Origin of the sequence: Marinobacter sp. 1-4A (assembly GCF_016597725.1) — a bacterium.
Lineage (GTDB): Bacteria > Pseudomonadota > Gammaproteobacteria > Pseudomonadales > Oleiphilaceae > Marinobacter.
Map to the genome: position 1 here is coordinate 85,216 of NZ_VCGY01000003.1, position 19,109 is coordinate 104,324.

The window sequence follows — 19,109 nt, forward strand, 5'->3', positions numbered from 1 at the left end:
CTCATAGACATTCGTCTAACTAATAGACAAATGTATTTGAATTGTCATGAAATGGTAACTATCTTGACTGCGAGTCCTACAAAAATAATTGTCTAATGTGTGGAGACAACAATAATGCAAAGCAACAAATTGAGAATGGCCATTCGTGCGACGGCAGCTGTAGTTGTGGCTGGTATGGCTGGTCAGGCTGGCGCTGTAAGCTTTAACGCTGGCGGTTGGGATAGCAGCGTATACGGTTATGCGAGCCTTAAAGCGAGCTACGATATCGATGAGAATGCTGCATCTTCTACCCGGTCATTCAACTACTCTGGAATCAATGTAGGTGCCGCTGAAGACAATGAGGCCACCGGCTATTTCGGCGCTGACGCTTTTCAAAGCCGTATTGGTTTTAAAACAACCAGCCCTGAAGGCGTTACCTTCAACGTAGAAGGTGACTTCCGCGGCGGCGGAGGCGGCAGCTTGCGTTTACGCCATGCCTACGGTTCATACAACGGCATTTTGGCCGGTCAGACTTGGTCCAACTTCACCAGTTTTGTAGGCAGCACTTCAACGCTGGACTTCGATTCTCTTCCAGGTTTAGCTGGCTACCAGTCCCGTACCCCGCAGTTGCGCTACACGACTGGGGCTTTGTCCATCTCTGCAGAGCAACCCCAGAACTCTATTGAAGGCGCTGGCGCGGCCGCTAAAGATGGCATGCCTGCCCTAACAGCCCGTTTTGAAGATAGCTCTGGTGGTCTTTCCTATTCTGCTGCTGTTTTGGCACAGCAACTGGGTTATGACACAGGCACTTCTGACGAAAGCGCTTTTGGTTTCGCAACCTTCGTAGCTGCTAAAATCGCGCTGTCAGATATGATCTCGATTCAAGGCACTTTAAGCTTCACTGAGGGCGCAAGCAGCTACCTTTACCGTGCAGGCGTAGCCAGTGCATACGTTGCTCCTAATGGCGACGTAGAAACCATTTCTGGATACGGCGGCAGCATTGGCGCTGGCTTCAATCTTGGCAATGGTCGTAGCATGAACCTTGGCGTTGGCATGACCGAAGTCGATCTGGATGATGGCGTTGCTGACGGCGTAATTGCTGCTAGCACAACCCAGTCAGTCGCTGCAGTAATGGCGAACTACAAGTGGACGCCAGTCAAGAACGTAATGATGGGTGTCGAGTACCAGTATGGTATGCGCGAAGTTCAGAGTGGTGACGACGGTGACGCGAACCGCCTGCTGTTCGCAGCCCAGTACAACTTCTAAAACGTACTGTTAAGAAAGTAACCATACGCCCCGGATCTCCCGGGGCGTATTTTTTGGCTCTGTTTTATCTTACCTGTGGTGCAGAGGAGCCTTGCTTTCCGGAGGCGTTAGCCGCCCAAAAACCCTGTTAGGCGCTCACGAACAATCGACTCGGCCTCCTGCATGATGCGTTGGATCAGTTCATCGCACGTAGGGATGTCATGAATCAGCCCTGCCACCATACCGCAGCTCCAAGCAGCCTCATCCATTTTACCTTCCTGCAGCACAAGGCGGCCTTTGGCGCCGGTGACCAGATGACGAATGTCATCGATGGTGACAGTTTTTCCTTTTTCTTTTTCAATGCGGATGATTTCTTCTACAGCAGCATTTTTCAGAACCCTTTCTGTATTGCGCAGGTTGCGCATGATCAGTCGAGTCTGCAGCTCATCCGCTTCGACAATCGCCTGTTTGACGTTGTCGTGAATCGGCGCATCTTTGGTGGCCAGGAAACGGGTGCCCATATTCATACCTTCTGCACCCAACGCCATGGCTGCCACCAAACTTCTGCCATCGGCCATGCCTCCAGAAGCGACGAACGGAACCTTCAGCTCGTCAGCCGCTCGCGGTAGCAGAATAAAGTTCGGTATATCGTCTTCGCCGGGGTGACCGCCGCATTCAAAACCATCAACACTGACAGCATCGCAGCCAATCTTTTCCGCTTTCAGGGCATGGCGTACAGAGGTGCATTTGTGAATCACCTTGATACCGGCAGCCTTGAGCTGGGGCATATACTTTTCAGGGCTACGGCCCGCGGTTTCAACGGCCTTTACTCCGCCATCAATAATCGCGTCGATATATTCGGGGTAAGGCGGTGCACTGAACGAGGGTAAAAAAGTAAGGTTCACGCCGAAAGGCTTGTCGGTCATTTCGTGGCAGCGGGCAATCTCTCGCGCAAGATCCTCAGGCGTAGGCTGGGTAAGCCCGGTGATAATGCCCAAGCCGCCAGCGTTGGACACGGCGGATGCCAGCTCGGCATAACCAACGTGGTGCATACCCCCTTGAATGATCGGGTGGCGTATGCCAAACATTTCAGTAATTCGGGTTTTCATTTCAGGGCTCCATCACAATTACGCCGCGTGCATTCTTACCTGCCACCATGTCGTCAAATGCCTGAGCGGCCTCTTCAATGGGATAGGTGCGTGTAACCAGCTGATCCAGCCTCAGTTTACCGGCCTTGTACAAACCAATGATGCGCGGAAAATCGTATTGCGGGCGGGCCGAACCCAGCCAGCTTCCTTTGAGGGTGCGTTCGTCTGCGGGTAAAGTCAGTGTGGTTATCGAGGTTTTGTCTTTCGGGTCAGAGACGCCTACAACAACAGCCGTGCCCCCTCGCCCCAAACTTTTATACGCCTGCTCGACAACTGTGCCTGCACCAACACACTCAAAGGCATAGTCCACGCCGCCAGTCAGCTTTTTAACAGCCTTCGCGGCATCCTCTACGTCGTTAATATTGACGGTATGGGTCGCGCCAAATTCTTTCGCCATTTCCAGCTTTTTTGAGCTGCTGTCCACGGCAACAATCATTTCTGCCCCAGCTGTGGCGCAACCCTGAATTGCATTAAGGCCGACGCCTCCAATTCCGAAGACTGCCGCACGGGAACCTGGCTCTAGCTGAGCGGTATTGAATACAGCGCCGACACCGGTCATTACCGCACAACCCACCAACGCGGCATTTTGCATGGGCACGGTTTTGTCGATTTTTACGCAGTTATCCACGTGCATGGTGGCGTATTCCGCCATCACACCGCAGGCCCCGAATACGTTGAGTGGCTCGCCGTCGGCGTCTTTAGTTCTTACTGTGCCATCAGGCAATGTAAACATGGCTTTGCGGGCGTTCTCGCACAGCACTGGCCGACCACGCACGCACTGGCGGCACTTGCCACACATGGAGATAAAGGAACTGACTACGTGGTCGCCTTCCTGAAACTCGGTTACACCTTCGCCTACTTCAATGACGACACCGGCAGCTTCGTGACCGAGCACAAGGGGTGGTGGGTACGGGATTTTGCCAGTGGTGGCGGACAAGTCGCTGTGGCATACGCCGCAGGCGGCGATTTTCAGGGTGATTTCACCACGCTTGGGGCCTTCAACAGTGATGGTTTCTACCTGAACGGGTTGGCCCCATTCGCGGCAGACTACAGCTTTGGCTTTTCTGTCCATGGTAAGTGCTTCCTGTTAGTCATCTGGAGGAGCTGAAACTTTGGTGGCTGGCCCGGAGGCGAGGTGCCTTTTCTTCTGGGAAAAACAACTCGCTGCGCTCAGACATCTTTTTCCCAGAAGAAAAGGCACCCCACCCCCGGACCGAGTGAACACCTCAATTTGTTCTGCCTTTCCCGCCGCTGATCATTTTTATAGGTTATACGACTTCAAACAGCCCGGCTGCGCCTTGGCCTCCGCCAATGCACATGGTGACGACAACGTATTTGGCGCCAAGGCGCTTGCCTTCAATCAGGGCATGGCCCGCAAGGCGGGAGCCAGTTACACCGTATGGATGGCCGATAGAAATAGAACCACCATTAACGTTCAGCTTTTCCATGGGGATGCCCAAACGATCACGGCAGTAAACCACCTGCGACGCAAAGGCTTCATTCAGTTCCCACAGATCAATGTCATCGATGGTCAAGCCGTTGCGCTCCAGCAAGCGCGGAATCGCAAACACCGGGCCAATACCCATTTCATCGGGCTCGCACCCTGCCACTGCAAAACCACGGAAAATACCCATGGGCTCAATGTTGTGCTTTTCAGCATAAGTGCTGTTCATTACCGTGCACACAGAGGCACCATCAGATAGCTGGCTTGCATTGCCAGCCGTCACAAAATTGCCCTCACCACGCACCGCATTCAAACCCTGCAACCCCTCAAGAGTTGTGTTGGGGCGGTTACACTCATCACGCGTGAGAGTGACATTTTTCTTACTGACTTCTCCGGTTTCCTTATCCTTCACCATCATCGTCGCGTCAAAAGGCACAATCTCATCATCAAACTTGCCCGCCTCCTGAGCAGCGGCTGTGCGCTGCTGGGAGATTAACGCGTATTCGTCTTGAGACTCACGGCTGACGTTGTAGCGTTGAGCCACAATATCCGCCGTTTCAATCATCGACAGGTACAGCTCAGGCTTGTTCTTCATCAACCATTCATTGGTTGCATGAAAACTGTTGAGCTTATCGTTCTGAACCAGAGAAATAGACTCAACGCCGCCCGCTACCATTGCAGGCACTTTCTCGGAAACCACCCGCTGCGCTGCAATAGCGATCGACTGCAAACCGGAACTGCAAAAACGGTTAATCGACAGCCCCGCAGTCGTCACCGGTAAACCCGCTCGTATTGCCGCTAAGCGAGCGATGTTCTTACCCTGAGAACCTTCGTGGAACGTCGCCCCCAGAATCACATCTTCAACAATCGCCGGATCGATGCCCGCACGAGCCACAGCGTGTTTAATAACCTGCCCTGCAAGGTCCACACTGTGCGTGGCGTTCAAAGCACCACGGTAAGACTTGCCAAGCCCTGTGCGTGCGGTAGAAACAATAACTGCGTCTGACATAAACATTGCCTCGAAATAAAAGTGAAGTAGCGCCGGCCAGCCCCCAATGCACCAGACAAAAGAGGCCAGCCAATAACAGCCTTACAAGTCGCCGAACTTCTTGCCACCAGCCACCAACTGCTTCAGCAACGAAGCAGGCTTCCACTGCTCCCCTCCCACCGAAGCGTGATACTTCTCCACCGCAGCCAGAATCACATCCAAACCAACCTGATCTGCCCAGAACATAGGCCCACCACGATAAGCCGGGAAGCCATAGCCATAAATCCAGACCACATCGATATCCAGGGCCCGGTCAGCAATGCCCTCTTCCAGAATCTTCGCCGCCTCATTCACCATCACATACATGCAACGCTCAAGAATTTCCTGATCCGTAATCTCACGGGAAGCGATGCCCTGCTCCTTGCGGAAGTCTTCAATAATGCGTTCCACTTCAGGATCGGGAATCGGCTTACGGCTGCCTTCTTCGTACTTGTAAACACCCGCCATGGTCTTTTGGCCCAGACGCCCTTGCTCAGCAAGCTTATCCATCCAGCTGGGCGGGACGTTTTCGCCAGCGTTACGCAGTTCTTCACGAATGCGGTAACCCACATCAATACCGGCCAGGTCCGACATGGCAAACTGCCCCATGGGGTAACCAAGGTCCGTTAACACCTTATCGACCTGCTGCGGTGTAGCTCCTTCGTTAACCAGCGCCATGGCTTCAGTGCCACGCTTGTGCAGCATACGGTTGCCCACAAAGCCGTGACAGTTGCCAACCAAAACACCTACCTTCTTGATTTTCTTGGCAACAGCCATCACGGTCGCCTTCACCTCATCAGAGGTCTTGCTGCCACGAACGTTTTCCAGCAGCCGCATCACGTTGGCCGGGCTGAAGAAGTGCATACCCACGACGTCTTCCGGGCGTTTGGTGGTAGAGGCAATTTCGTCGATATCCAGAGTGGACGTGTTGGAAGCCAGAATGGCTCCGGGCTTACAGGTGCTGTCTAGCTTCGCGAAAATCTCTTTCTTGACCGCCATGTTTTCAAACACAGCCTCGATCACCAAATCCACGTCTTTGAAATCGTCATAGTTCAGGCTGCCGGTGATCAGTGCCATCCGGTCGTCCACCTGCTTCTGGGTGATACGTCCTTTTTTGGCAGAGTTCTCGTAGTTCTTGCGGATAATGCCCAGCCCTTTGTCCAGAGCTTCCTGTTTCATTTCAACGATGGTGACGGGGATACCGACGTTGACAAAGTTCATGGCGATGCCACCACCCATGGTGCCTGCGCCAATAATGCCAACGCTGTTTACGTCACGCACCGGTGTGTCCTTCGACAACCCTTTCACTTTGGAGGCTTCGCGTTCCGCAAAGAAAGAATGAATTTGTCCTGCCCGTTGCGGCGAGTTCATACACTCTACAAACAGCTCGCGCTCGCGTTTTAAACCTTCCGGGAACGGCAGGGTAAAGGCCGCCTCAACAGCATCCACGCACTTGAATGGGGAAAACTGACCTCGGGCCGTTTTTTGCAGTGACGCGCGGAATTGTTCGAATACGTCGCTGCCTTTATCCGCCGCGATCTTGTCGGTCAGGTCCCTTACCCGGCGTACAGGCATGCCCTCAACTACAACTTTTTGGGCGAAGGCCATGCCAGCCGCTTTCACATCCTTGCCTTCATCAACGGCATCCACAATACCGAAGCTCAGCGCGTCCTTGGCTGCTACAAACTGCCCTGTCGTGATCATCTCCAGCGCTTTCTGAGCGCCCGCCAAACGCGGCAAACGCTGGGTGCCGCCAGCGCCGGGCAGGAGGCCGAGTTTTACCTCCGGCAGACCAACTTTGGCACTGCTCAGCGCAACTCGGTAATGGCAACCCAGAGCCGTTTCCAGCCCACCACCCAGAGCTGTGCCATGAATCGCAGCAACCAGCGGCTTGTCGCTGTTCTCAAACTGTGCAACCACCGAAGCCAACCCCGGCTCCTGCATAGGCTTACCAAATTCGCGGATATCAGCACCTGCTATAAAGGTGCGACCCTCACACACCAACAAAAGTGCTTTGGCATCAGAATCCTTTTGCCCCTGTTCCAGCGCGGCAATCAGGCCTGAACGCACCGCGTGGCTGAGGGCATTGACCGGCGGGTAGTCCACTGTAATTACGCCAATATTGCCTTCACGACTGTAAGTTACGACTTCAGACATAATCTCTTCCTCGCTTTATATGGAATTTAGTTTTAACAAGCGAAACATCTGTACGATTTAATACAAGTTCTCTCAGGGTTTCAACCACCATTTAAACTCGCCCATAAAAAAACCGCAGGAGGGCATCCTGCGGTTTTTTTACGTGGGCGCTTTAAACGCCTAGCGATTCTATGTCACTCGCCAGCATGGCCAACTGGTGTGCAATCGAGTCGCGAAGCTTCTCCGCAGGCACCAAGTAAGACGGAGCAGCGCAGGTCAACGCCATGGTTGTTCCGTCCTGCAAATGAACGGGAACACCGGCAGAATTAATATTGCGATCCCATTCACCGAGCGAAAGACAGAAGCCGTACTTCTTGTAGTCTTCCATGGCGCGATCCAAACCTTCCTTTTTCTCGGGCCAGGCTTCCGGGCCATATTTTATCGCCATCGCGTCATCAATTACCTTTCGTCCTTTGTCTGAGATTGCGCAGTAATAGGCCCGGCCCGCCGATGTGGTCGCCAATGGCAGCTTCTTACCTATATCCATTCGCAGCAACGAGGCTTCCGGCGGTAAACGGTTTTCTACATAGATCATGTGCAGGCGATCACGGCAAGTCAGGCCTATAGACATGTTGTTGTGGCGAGCAAATTCATCCATGTAAGGCTTGGCCAACTGGCGAACTTTCAGATTGGACACATACGCATAACCCAACGCGAGTACACCGGAGCTAAGCTGATATTTTTCCAGCTGGGTGTTGTAGCTCAGGTACCCCAGCTTGGTCAGCGTGTAGGTCATACGGGATACGGTCGGCTTGGGCAGACCCGTAATCCTGGCAATATCCTGATTACCAAGAATGACAGAGCCTTGGCTGAACGCACGCAACACATCCAGACCACGGGACAGCGCCTCGACGAACTTACGATCCTTCTCCGGCTTCACCGGTTCGCCGTCACCGGAGGCTGCCATGAGTTCCGGTGAAGTGGTTTTTGCTTTGGGCATAGTGTGGCGTCCTCCAACAACGTCGCCTGCTCCCGAGTTCCGGGGGATCAATTTCATGTATATAAAGTGAGCGGCATTTTAATCGCTGATGAACTCAACTACCACTAACTCCGGGCAAGACAAGCATTTCAAAAGCTAATAGCGCCAGTAACAGCGGCACAGCAATCAACACAAACACGCCATTCCAGCGGAATGCCACCACCCAGCGCGGAACCTGACCGAAGCGGGCCAGCAGCATTACTGATGGCCCGAACGGTGAAAGCATCATCGCCAGTGAAAAGCCGATAACCAGCGCAACGGATATCAAAATCGGATCCATGCCTTCTGCCATCAGCTGCGGCAACAGCCCCGCCTGAACACTGAGCACCGTAATCGGGATAATCCCGATGGTTGATAATAGTGGCAGGCTCAACATACCAACAACGGCGAGCACCCACATTCCCCCCGAAGAGGTTGCAAGCCCGCTCAGGGCATCCGCCGGAATCACGCTGGACACTGACACCCCCAAAATCGCCGAGGCAGCAAAAATCGCCATTTCATTGTTCATGGCCGACACCTGAGTCACACCCTCCTTGAGCACCACTCCAAGCGATCTTTCCTGCCACATCATATAAAGAAGCGTAACCGATGGAACAGCCATCATGGCAGCAACAGACACTTTGAAATCGGTCAAAGCGACGATCATTGCCATTATGAAAAAAACTGTCGCGACCAACCCCAGCAACTGCAACGTGCCCGCTGGCCAACGCTCCAGAGCTGCACGCTCGCTGCTTACTTGCCGAAAGCGGCGCTGCTCCAGAAACCAACCAACGCCTATCAGAACCACGGACGCCGCAAGGCCATAAGGTAGCAGCATTAGCCAGGTTAACTCGGGCAGCTCTTTAGTCAATATCGCTACTGCCACACTGGTCGGCGCCACCAAAGGCACCAGTGCAAAGCCGCGTAGCGCGCTGATCAGAACACTGCGCAGCCATTGCAGGCGAGATTCGCCGGTAATTCCGCGCTCTCGCAGCGTGTCCGAAAGGCTGCCGCACAGCAGGTTCATCATGCCGAAACTCAATACCGATGCTATGCCACAGCTAACAACTGCGTACTTGGGATACAGCCAAAGGGCGCGCCCCCCCAGCAGGACATCGTGGATCCGGCGCAGAACCTCAAAGCGTCTAACCAAACACTGCATCATCCCAAGACTGCCAAGAAAAGCAGCGTAAAAAGCCGCATCAGCCGACGCTTTAACCAGCCTGTCTATACCCAACTGACCACGCACACACAGCCACGCTGTGACCGCCAGAGAAATCAGCAACAACACGCGGGAATAACCTTGTAAGCGCCCACCCGCCCACAGAAAACAAAAAATGAACAATACGCCCGCGATTGCACCGAGCTGAATGCTTGAAAAGCCGATAGCAATCAGCTCGATCAATACCGCCAAAGGTAACAGCCAGCGATCTGCTGTACTCATACTTGCCTAGCCTTTGACGGGATCACATGGATAGACGAGGTCTCTGCTTGCATTTCACACACACCCGGATTAGTCTTTTGCGTAGCCATTACAAAACTAAGTTTCGCTGAATGAAACTACACTAGCGCAAATAACAAGACAACCCGGTATTTATTTGCGGTGGGCTTTCGTTAACTCAGACGGGATTAATGCGAAGTTTGCCGCTCAGGTTCTCGGATGTACCACTAGACTGACTATGAGCCCTATCGATAGGCCCGGCTGACCCCGAACGGAGGTCGCACCGCCACTGCGATTGAACGGGTTAACAACTGTTTTTAATGAGGAGAAAAACATGGCTTCTGCACCTTGGAACGACCTGCTGCAGCTTGAAAAACAGCTGGATGAAACCGAACGCCAGGTCCGGGACAGCATTCGCGGCTTTTGTGATCAGCGCCTAATGCCCGGCATTGTCGAGGCCAACCGTCACGAAAAGTTTGATCGGAGTATCTTCACCGACATGGGCAATCTCGGCATGCTGGGCGCCACCCTGCCGGAAGAGTACGGCGGCCCGGGCCTTAACCACGTTTGTTACGGACTGATCGCCCGTGAGGTGGAGCGTGTTGATTCTGCCTACCGCTCCGCACTGAGCGTTCAATCTTCACTGGTTATTCACCCGATTCACGCCTTCGCTCAGGAAGCCCTCAAAAAGCGCATCTTGCCTAAGCTTGCCTCAGGCGAATGGGTGGGCTGTTTTGGCCTGACCGAGCCCAACCACGGATCTGACCCGGCTGGCATGGAAACCCGCGCCAAAAAAGTCGACGGCGGCTACCTGCTGAGCGGCTCCAAAACCTGGATCACCAACTCTCCTATCGCAGATATATTCGTGGTGTGGGCCAAACTGGACGGCAAAGTAAACGGCTTTGTTATCGAGCGTGAAGGCGCCAAAGGTCTGGAAACGCCAAAGATTGAAGGCAAATTCTCGCTGCGCGCGTCTGATACCGGCTCTATCTTTATGGATGAGGTGTTTGTTCCAGAAGAAAACAAGCTTGACGTAGAAGGCTTAAAGGGCCCCTTCAGCTGCCTTAACAAAGCGCGCTTTGGCATCAGTTGGGGTTCACTCGGCGCAGCCGAATTCTGCTGGCACGCAGCCCGTAACTACACTCTGGAACGCAAGCAGTTCGGCAGGCCCTTGGCTGCCAACCAGTTGATCCAGAAAAAACTGGTTGATATGCAAACCGAAATTACTCTGGGCCTGCAGGCCGCCTTGCAACTGGGCCGAATGATGGACAGCGGCGACGCGACGCCGGATGCAATCTCCCTACTCAAGCGCAATAACTGTGGCAAAGCGCTGGATATCGCTCGCGTTGCCCGCGATATGCATGGCGGGAATGGCATAGCTGACGAGTACCACGTAATCCGTCACGTAATGAACCTCGAAGCGGTGAATACATACGAAGGCACTCATGATGTCCACGCCCTGATTCTTGGCCGTGGCCAAACCGGTATTGCAGCATTTAGCTGAAGCCCAACCGCCCAACACGACGAGGCTACCCAATGAATATGAACTACACCACTGAGGAGCTCGCTTTCCGTGACGAAGTGCGAGCGTTTCTGGATGAGAAACTGCCGGCAGATATCGCCGCCAAAGTGAAAGGCTTCCGCCATCTGTCCAAAGAGGACCATCAGCGCTGGCAGAAGATTCTCAGCGCTCAGGGCTGGTACGCTTCACACTGGCCTGAAGAGTATGGCGGTGTGGAGTGGACGCCCGTCCAGAAACACATCTGGGATGAAGAATCCTGCCGCTATGGCGTGCCCCGCTCTGTGCCCTTTGGCGTAAACATGGTGGCGCCGGTTATCATCAAATTCGGGAACGAAGAGCAGAAACAAAAATACCTGCCTCGAATTCTCAGCGGTGAAGACTGGTGGTGTCAGGGTTACTCCGAGCCGGGCGCCGGTTCCGATCTGGCGTCCCTGAAAACCCGCGCCGTGCGTGAGGGCGACCATTACATTGTGAATGGTCAAAAGACCTGGACCACCCTTGGCCAATACGCCAACATGATTTTCTGTCTGGTGCGCACCAATACCGAAGTGAAAGCGCAAGCTGGTATCTCCTTCTTGCTGATCGACATGAACACGCCTGGCATTTCCGTGCGCCCGATCATCACTCTCGATGGCGAGCACGAGGTAAACGAAGTTTTCTTTGAAGATGTAAAAGTTCCGGTTGAAAACCTGGTCGGCGAAGAAGATAAAGGCTGGACTTACGCCAAGTTCCTCCTAACCTACGAGCGCACGGGCTTGGCTGGCATTGGCTTGTCCAAAGCTGCGCTGTCCCACCTGAAAGCACTTGCCTCTCGCCGCATCAAGAACGGTCGTCCGCTGATTGAAGATACAACGTTCAGCCAGCGCATCGCCAAGGTTGAAATCGATTTGATGGCAGCTGGAATCAGCAACCTCAGGATCATTGCTTCTGTTGAAGGTGGCGGCATGCCGGGCGCCGAGAGCTCCATGCTGAAGGTAAAAGGTACGGAAATTCGCCAGTCTATTAACGATCTGGCGCGCAGAGCCATAGGGCCTTACGCCATTCCGTTTGTGGAAGAGGAACTGAACCATGATTATGACGGCGAGTTCCTGTCGGACGAAAACGCGGCCCCTCTCTCAGCTCAGTATTTCAATAACCGTAAGCTCTCGATTTTCGGCGGATCCAACGAGATCCAGAAGAATATCGTATCGAAAATGATTCTCGGGCTTTAAGGAGACGACCATGGATTTCCGACTCAATGAAGAGCAGCAAATGCTGCAGGACACCGTGGCCCGTCTGGTGCGCGGTGAATACAGCTTTGAAAAACGCCTTGAATTCAGTGAAACAGAAGCCGGGTTCAGCGTCGATTTCTGGAAGCAGCTCAGTGAGCTGGGCCTGACAGCCGTTCCTTTTTCAGAAGAGCTTGGCGGTTTTGGCGGTGGCGGCGTGGAAGTGCAATCGGTCATGACCGAATTAGGTCGCGGACTTTGTCTTGAGCCGTACCTGCAATCTGTCATTTTTGGCGGCGGCCTTATCGGCCATGCGGGCAGCGATAGCCAGAAAGAAATCTGGCTGGGCGGAATTGCCAGTGGCGAACTGCAAGCAGCTGTTGCGCTTCAGGAGCCCCAGAGCTTTTATGATCTGAACAATGTAGAAACCCGCGCCGAGAAAAAAGACGGCGGGTATCTGCTCAACGGCCGCAAGGCGGTGGTGATCGGCGGGCATTGCGCTGACGTTATTGTGGTTTCTGCACGCACGTCTGGCGATGCGCGGGATTCTGGCGGAATCAGCCTATTCGCTCTGAAATCCGACACTGCCGGAATTGAACGCCGGGTGTACCCAACCATTGACGGCTCTAAAGGCTGCGATCTTCTTCTGAACAACGTTCAGGTAGATGCCGATGCCCTGCTGGGTGAAGAAGGCAAAGCTGCCGAGGTGATTGAGTATCAGGCTGGCCGCGCTATTGCAGCATTATGCGCAGAAGCCGTGGGCGTTATGGAAGTCGCCAACGAGCTGACTCTGGATTACCTCAAGCAGCGCAAACAGTTCGGCGTACCTATTGGCAAGTTTCAGGTACTGCAGCACCGCATGGTCGATATGATGTCTGAACTTGAGCAGGCTCGCTCCATGGCTATTCTGGCCGCCAGCGTGGCGGACGAAGAACAGAGTGACGAACGCCGCCGGGTGCTGGCTGCGGCTAAAAACGTTATCGGCCGCAGCGGCCAGTTCATTTCAGAACAGGGTATACAATCCCACGGCGGTATCGGTATGACATGGGAATATAATTTTGCCCATTACGCCAAGCGCCTGATCATGATCAACCACCAACTGGGTGACGACGACTTCCATCTGGAGCACTACGCCTCTCTTTTGCAGGCAGGGTGAGCAACATGACAACCAACACCGAAGCAAAAGCTCTCAAAGCGGCGGAATGGCAGGTACGCAGCCAGCTGGCTGCAGCCTATCGCCTTGTCGCCCTGTTCGGATGGGATGATCTGGTATTTACCCACCTTTCCGCGCGGGTACCTGGGCCTGAACATCACTTTTTAATCAACCCTTATGGTTTGCTGTTCCACGAGATTACCGCCTCCTCTCTGGTGAAGGTTGATAGAGAGGGGCAAGTGGTGGAGTCCGGCGGCCTTGGCCGGGTAAACCCTGCTGGCTTTACCATCCACAGCGCTGTGCACATGGGGCGCGACGATGCAGGTGCCGTAATGCACCTGCATGCGCCGGACGGCGTGGCAGTTTCTGCCCACAGAGACGGCCTACTGCCCTTGAGCCAAACAGCCATGCTGTGTCTGGCGCACCTGAGTTACCACGATTATGAAGGTGTAGCTCTTAATCTGGATGAGCGTGAGCGCCTGATACGGGATCTGGGGGATAAGTCCATGATGATGCTGCGCAACCATGGGGTTCTGACCGCCGGTAAAGATGTACCGGAAACCTTCACATACCTGTACTTCCTAATGAAAGCCTGCGAAATACAGGTTAAAGCACAAAGCTGCGGCCCAGTGTGGATGCCCTCAGAGCAGGCCATCAAAACGACTGCAGACCAGTCGCAATCTCTGAGCACCGCAGCGACGCTCACCTGGCCAGCACTGTTGCGGCTTCTCGATAGCAAAAACCCCGGCTACGCGGTGTGAGAGGGGGGGGCCTTAATGGAAATACAACTTAGACACCTGCCCGACCATAAAGGAAGCCTGAACTGCCACAGCCCATGGCTTACGATCACTCAGGAGATGATCGGGGCCTTTGCTGATGCAACGGGGGATCACCAGTGGATTCACGTAGATGTGGAGCGGGCGAAGCGCGAGTCACCCTGGCAAAGCCCCGTCGCCCATGGATACCTGACGGTATCCCTGATGTCCATGCTCAACCCTAAAGCACTGCGGGTAACTGGCACCAAGGCAACGATTAATTACGGACTGAATAAACTGCGATTTCCAGCTGCAGTGCCCGTGAACTCTGAGATCCGCACCAACGTCGAACTGATCGACGTTGTCTCGGTGGATGACAAAAAAACTCTGGCGACGTACAAAACCACCGTGGAAATAAAAGGCCAGAATAAACCGGCCTGTGTAGCAGAAAACCTCGTTATGTATGTGGTCTGAGCCAGACATCTCGGCGAGGCTTTTTAAACGCTATTCCCGCCCTTCCAGAGCCGCGCGCATTTTCAGAGTCACCAGCACGGTGTTTAGATGGGGCACGGCAAGACCATGGCGCTCGGCTATGGTCACCACATTGCCCAATACCGCCTCCCGTTCAATCGGGCGGTCGTTCAGATAATCCAGCGCCATACTGTTCTTATAGGCAGGCATTTTGCGGGTGCTCTCAATGTTCTGGTCGATCAGCGCCTCATCCATTGGGTAGCCTTCCGCGGCAGCCACCACCATCACCTCACGCATCATGGCCCGAATCAGCTCCTCACCGCCCTCGGTATCCAGAATAGTAAAAGTATCGGCTCCGTTGGCAACAACCGATAAAGGGTTGAACGGTGTATTCCATAGGCACTTGCGCCAACGCTCACCCACCACGCGCTCTGTCAGATCAATCTTGATACCGCCATCCATAAAGAGCTGGGATAAGGCCCGACAGTTGTCATCAACGCCTTCAGGATAACGCCCCATTACCAACTTACCGTATGCCTTATGCTCCACAACGCCTGATTCTGTGCGGCTTGCCGCAATAAAAGCCAGACAGCTTATTAGCGGATTATCCGGGTAAGCGTCAGCCAGCTCTCTCTCGATGTCCAGTCCGTTTTCGATCAGAACCAAACAGGTTTTCTCACCCATCCAAGGTGCAACCAGCGCAACCCGGTCCACACCGGGTAACACCTTCACACACAGAATGAGAAAGTCCGGCGATTCGTCTGGCAAATCACTATCGCGGTATACACGATCGGGTTCGAAAGAGAGGTCTCCAAGCGGGCTTGTAATGCGTACACCCCGGGTTCTGACTGCTTCATAATCTGAACGTAAAACGGTGCTCACCGAACAACCGGCTTTCTTGAGAATAGCACCGTAGAAGCTGCCGATAGCGCCGGCACCAATAATCAGAATGCTGGGTTTATCGTTCATGGTTTCTCCGTTCCTTTCCATTCTTCGTCCTGAAGCGCTCGCCACATCAACTTGCCCGTGGGGGACTTCGGCAGGGTAGTCACAAACTCAACAATGGTTGGTACTTTGTAGACCGCCATTGTGTCCTTGCACCAACTGATAATTTCTTCAACGCTGGTGCTGTCTTCTGCCTCCGGCTTCAGCACTATACAGGCCTTGACCGTTTCACCACGCTTGGGATCCGGCGCCGAGATAATGCACACCTCATGAATGGCCGGGTGTTGATACATCAGCCCTTCCACTTCCGACGGCCACACCTTGAATCCGGATGCGTTGATCATTCGCTTGAGACGGTCGACCATAAAGAAGTAGCCTTCTTCGTCGTAATACGCCAGATCGCCAGTGCGGAAGAAACGCTTACCGTCGATTTCAACAAACGCTGCTTCGGTTTCGGCTGGTCGGTTCCAGTAGCCCATGGTTACCTGCGGACCACAGGAAACGATCTCACCGGTTTCACCCGGGCCTTTCTCTTCCAGAGTATCCACGTCAATTATCCGGCTATCTACATCAAACACCGGAATACCCAAACACTGAGCTTTAGGCTTCGCGTTGGGGTTGATATGGGTTGCAGCCATGGTTTCTGACAGACCATAACCTTCGATGTAGTTCAGGCCCGTCAGCTTTTTCAGCTTCTCCGCAACGGCGACCGGCATGGTCGCGCCTCCGCCACCAATCATATTAAGACTGGAGAGATCATATTTGCCGATATCCGGGTTAGACAGAAAGTCCACGGCCATGGTGACTATGTTGGTCCAGCCGGTAACCTTGTAGCGCTCGATGAGCTTAGAAGCGGTGGTGCGATCCCAGCGGGTCATGATCACCGAAGTGGATCCGGCAAAAATCGGCCCGTTCATGGAGCCTGTCATTCCTGTTACATGGAAAAATGGCAGCGTAGCCAACTGTACGCTGTCTGATGTGCTCAGGTTCCAGAACACTCTATGTACCGCCGTGGCCATCACCGAGCGATGCGTGTGCATGCAGCCTTTTGGTGTGCCGGTTGTGCCCGAACTGTAAGGAATCACCGCCAGATCTTCCGGGCCGGCGGTGTGCTCAGTCGGCCTGTGGCCCTCTGCCATAGCTGCTTCCCAGCTTACCAAACCAGCACCATCACCCGACCAGGGCGGGCTTGCGACTTCCGCTGGCAGGTCCAGATCGGTGTCGGGCTTGATGTATGTGCTGTAAGAGGCCACCACAATCTGTTCGAGATTGGTTTTGTGCAACAGGGGCGCAATGTGTTCAACCAATTCCTGACCCGCCAAACATACCGATGACCGAGTGTCAGAAATGAAGTGCTCCAGCTCTGCAGCCCGATTCATTGGGTTTACCGGGATTACAACAGCATCCGCACGCAGAATCGCGTAGTAGGAAATGACGTACTGAGGGGAGTTCTGCATATACAACAGCACCCGATCACCCTTTTTCACACCTTGCGCCTGCAGGTAACCTGCCATGGCTTCCACCTCCGCCAGTAGACGGCGGTATGTGATAAGGGCGTCATAGAAAATAATAGCGGTGTGATCAGGGTAGCGCTGGGCCGATATATCCAGATTAGTAAACACACTGGTTTTCGGTAAAGTCATGGTCTTGGGCAACTCTTTCGGCCAGACCGCGTAGTGGCGTGTGAACATGATTATTATTCTCTTCAGGTTTAAATCAGTCTGCCAGCATTGCGGACAGATCAAATTCTTTCGTTTCCCCGGGCAGGGGGGCTTCATGCCGCAACGGCGTTATCGCAATCGCCCTATCTCTCAGCACAGCCACATCGGAGTCCGGCGCTACGATATGCCGCGAACTGCGATCAAACCCGAGCCACCAATATGGCAAGCTGCGAGAGTCCTGGCCGGCCTGCAAGCGGGCTTTCTGTATCGAACCGCTTGACTGTTCACACCAGCGCGCGGAGACAATATCCCCAACCGCGCAGGCGGGAAAATTAACGTTCCAGGCTCGCGTTTCACCCGGCTGCCAGAGCTTTCGGATCATCGTTTCACCAAAACGCTCGACAGGAGCCCAGTCGATACCGTCCCGGGACAAAAAAGCCTGACTCAAAGCAATGGCGGGAATGTTCATGTGCTGAGCACTGAGCACAGCACCCACCGTTCCAGAATACTGTACCGAGTCACTGATGTTGGCACCGCAGTTAACGCCGGACAACACAAGGTCCGGAGGCGCTTCACTGAACCATTGTGCCAGCGAATAGTGAACGCAATCTGCCGGAGTACCAGAAATCGCAAAGCGCTTCTCCCCGGTTTCGTACACCCGCAACGGGTGATGAATGGAGATGCTCTGGCCTGCACCACTGCGATCATGCTCAGGAGCAACAACCCAAACCTCTTCCGCCAGATTGCGGGCAATCTTTTCCAGCCTCGCCAGCCCCGGGGCATTAATGCCGTCGTCGTTGGTGATCAGAATTCGCCGTACCATGGGGGGTGTCATACTCGTTCACCTGCACTCGCAATCGCCCAGCCTGTTTCAGCCAACAGGCTCGCTCGCTCGCCCACTTCCAAAGCGTTGGCGTTGGCAGCATTGCCGTCGAGCGCGCGCTTGTAGACCCCCTGAAGGATAGAAGCCAACCGAAACAATGAAAACGCGAGATACACGTGCCAGTCTGCAATGCTGTCACGCCCAGTTTTAGCGCAGTAGCGAGCGATGGTTGCCTGCTCATCCGGTACACCCAGTGCTTCCAAATCCTCTCCAAGAAGCCCGCGCATACCCGTCAGGTCTGAGGGCAGATGGTAAGGCAAGCAGTAATAGGCCAGATCCGCCAGCGGGTGCCCCAGAGTGGAAAGCTCCCAATCCAGAATAGCAATAACCTCCGGTGTGTCCGGCGCTAACATCAGATTTCCAAAACGGTAATCGCCATGGGCGATGGCACACTCATCGGTCGACGGCAGATTTTCCGGTAACCAAGCCATCAATTTGTCCATGGCAGGCATGTCGCCAGTTTTTGCCGCCAGATACTGTTTGCTCCAGCGCGAAACCTGACGTGCCACATAACCCTCTGGCCGCCCGTAGTCGCTAAGGCCAACGGCATTTACGTCCACGGAATGCAGCCCTGCGAGCGTATCGATAGCAGAATGGTGGGCTCGTAACCGGTCCTTACGATCCAACTCTCGTAGAGCAGAATGACTGACGATACGGCCTTCCAAAAAGTCCATCACGTAAAACGGCGTACCAATAACGTCATTGTCCTCACAAAGCACCCGAACGTTGGGAACGGGTACCTTGGTGTGCTCGAACAATGCGCGCATCACCTTGTACTCACGCTCCACCATATGGGCGGAAGGTAGGGTTTTTCCCGGTGGTTTTTTGCGCAAAACATAGCGGCCGCTGTCGGTTTCCAGTAAAAACGTTGGGTTCGACTGACCACCCTGAAACTGTTTCACCGACAATCGACTACCAATCTCTGGCAACTCCTTTTGCAGCCAGGCCAGAAGTCTGGACTGATCGAATTTATGTGCTGGTAAAACGTCCACCAATTCCGGCTTCATACTCATTGCTCGCCTCAGCCTTCTTTAATCTTTATGTGCCGCCGGCCTCACCGCCACGCGCGAGGC

The 19,109-nt window shown here is 54.0% G+C and carries 16 protein-coding genes; 6 read left to right on the forward strand and 10 right to left on the reverse strand.

Annotated elements, in window-relative coordinates:
- Positions 1-114 precede the first annotated feature (114 nt).
- Positions 115-1,245: a DcaP family trimeric outer membrane transporter gene (locus tag FE845_RS07475; RefSeq protein WP_200363036.1), complete on the forward strand. Its 1,131-nt coding sequence runs from the start codon at positions 115-117 to the stop codon at positions 1,243-1,245.
- Between the two features lie 107 nt (positions 1,246-1,352).
- Here FE845_RS07475 and FE845_RS07480 read toward each other — a convergent pair whose 3' ends face one another.
- The 6 genes from FE845_RS07480 to FE845_RS07505 all read right to left on the reverse strand — a co-directional run bounded on the left by FE845_RS07480 (position 1,353) and on the right by FE845_RS07505 (position 9,441).
- Positions 1,353-2,333 (reverse strand): NAD(P)H-dependent flavin oxidoreductase, encoded by a 981-nt coding sequence (locus tag FE845_RS07480; protein WP_200363038.1) that lies wholly within the window; start codon positions 2,331-2,333, stop codon positions 1,353-1,355.
- A gap of 1 nt (position 2,334) precedes the next feature.
- Positions 2,335-3,444 (reverse strand): zinc-binding dehydrogenase, encoded by a 1,110-nt coding sequence (locus FE845_RS07485; protein ID WP_200363041.1) that lies wholly within the window; start codon positions 3,442-3,444, stop codon positions 2,335-2,337.
- Positions 3,445-3,640: 196 nt separating this feature from the next.
- Positions 3,641-4,825 (reverse strand): acetyl-CoA C-acyltransferase, encoded by a 1,185-nt coding sequence (locus FE845_RS07490; protein WP_200363043.1) that lies wholly within the window; start codon positions 4,823-4,825, stop codon positions 3,641-3,643.
- 81 nt (positions 4,826-4,906) lie between these two features.
- Positions 4,907-7,000: a 3-hydroxyacyl-CoA dehydrogenase NAD-binding domain-containing protein gene (locus FE845_RS07495; protein ID WP_200363045.1), complete on the reverse strand. Its 2,094-nt coding sequence runs from the start codon at positions 6,998-7,000 to the stop codon at positions 4,907-4,909.
- Positions 7,001-7,151: 151 nt separating this feature from the next.
- The gene (locus FE845_RS07500) at positions 7,152-7,979 is read right to left on the reverse strand and encodes an IclR family transcriptional regulator (protein ID WP_200363047.1); all 828 of its coding nucleotides are present in this window, start codon (positions 7,977-7,979) and stop codon (positions 7,152-7,154) included.
- Positions 7,980-8,073: 94 nt separating this feature from the next.
- Positions 8,074-9,441 carry a hypothetical protein gene (locus tag FE845_RS07505; RefSeq protein WP_200363049.1) on the reverse strand — a complete coding sequence of 456 codons (1,368 nt, stop codon included), beginning with the start codon at positions 9,439-9,441 and terminating at the stop codon, positions 8,074-8,076.
- A 331-nt stretch (positions 9,442-9,772) separates the two neighbouring features.
- On the opposite strand from FE845_RS07505, the gene FE845_RS07510 reads away from it, so the two are divergent.
- From FE845_RS07510 to FE845_RS07530, 5 genes are read left to right on the forward strand one after another with little or no spacing between them, the layout of a single operon-like run.
- Entirely contained in the window at positions 9,773-10,942 is a 1,170-nt protein-coding gene (locus tag FE845_RS07510) for an acyl-CoA dehydrogenase (protein ID WP_200363051.1), read from the forward strand.
- A gap of 32 nt (positions 10,943-10,974) precedes the next feature.
- On the forward strand, positions 10,975-12,171 hold the full coding sequence (locus FE845_RS07515; RefSeq protein ID WP_200363053.1) for an acyl-CoA dehydrogenase family protein: 1,197 nt from the start codon (positions 10,975-10,977) through the stop codon (positions 12,169-12,171).
- Positions 12,172-12,181: 10 nt separating this feature from the next.
- Positions 12,182-13,324: an acyl-CoA dehydrogenase family protein gene (locus tag FE845_RS07520; RefSeq protein ID WP_200363055.1), complete on the forward strand. Its 1,143-nt coding sequence runs from the start codon at positions 12,182-12,184 to the stop codon at positions 13,322-13,324.
- 5 nt (positions 13,325-13,329) lie between these two features.
- Complete coding sequence (locus FE845_RS07525; RefSeq protein ID WP_200363057.1) at positions 13,330-14,082, forward strand: class II aldolase/adducin family protein; 753 nt, start codon at positions 13,330-13,332, stop codon at positions 14,080-14,082.
- Between the two features lie 15 nt (positions 14,083-14,097).
- Positions 14,098-14,550: a MaoC family dehydratase gene (locus tag FE845_RS07530; protein WP_200363059.1), complete on the forward strand. Its 453-nt coding sequence runs from the start codon at positions 14,098-14,100 to the stop codon at positions 14,548-14,550.
- A 30-nt stretch (positions 14,551-14,580) separates the two neighbouring features.
- Here the strand turns inward: FE845_RS07530 and FE845_RS07535 are convergent, their stop codons facing one another.
- From FE845_RS07535 to FE845_RS07550, 4 genes are read right to left on the reverse strand one after another with little or no spacing between them, the layout of a single operon-like run.
- Positions 14,581-15,516: a ketopantoate reductase family protein gene (locus FE845_RS07535; RefSeq protein ID WP_200363061.1), complete on the reverse strand. Its 936-nt coding sequence runs from the start codon at positions 15,514-15,516 to the stop codon at positions 14,581-14,583.
- Positions 15,513-17,183 (reverse strand): long-chain fatty acid--CoA ligase, encoded by a 1,671-nt coding sequence (locus tag FE845_RS07540; RefSeq protein WP_200363063.1) that lies wholly within the window; start codon positions 17,181-17,183, stop codon positions 15,513-15,515. The genes FE845_RS07535 and FE845_RS07540 overlap by 4 nt, the downstream gene beginning before the upstream one ends.
- Positions 17,184-17,208: 25 nt before the next feature.
- Entirely contained in the window at positions 17,209-17,988 is a 780-nt protein-coding gene (gene surE, locus FE845_RS07545) for a 5'/3'-nucleotidase SurE (RefSeq protein ID WP_200363065.1), read from the reverse strand.
- Positions 17,985-19,049: a phosphotransferase gene (locus FE845_RS07550; protein WP_200363067.1), complete on the reverse strand. Its 1,065-nt coding sequence runs from the start codon at positions 19,047-19,049 to the stop codon at positions 17,985-17,987. Before FE845_RS07550 ends, surE begins: the two co-directional genes overlap by 4 nt.
- Positions 19,050-19,109: the final 60 nt, after the last annotated feature.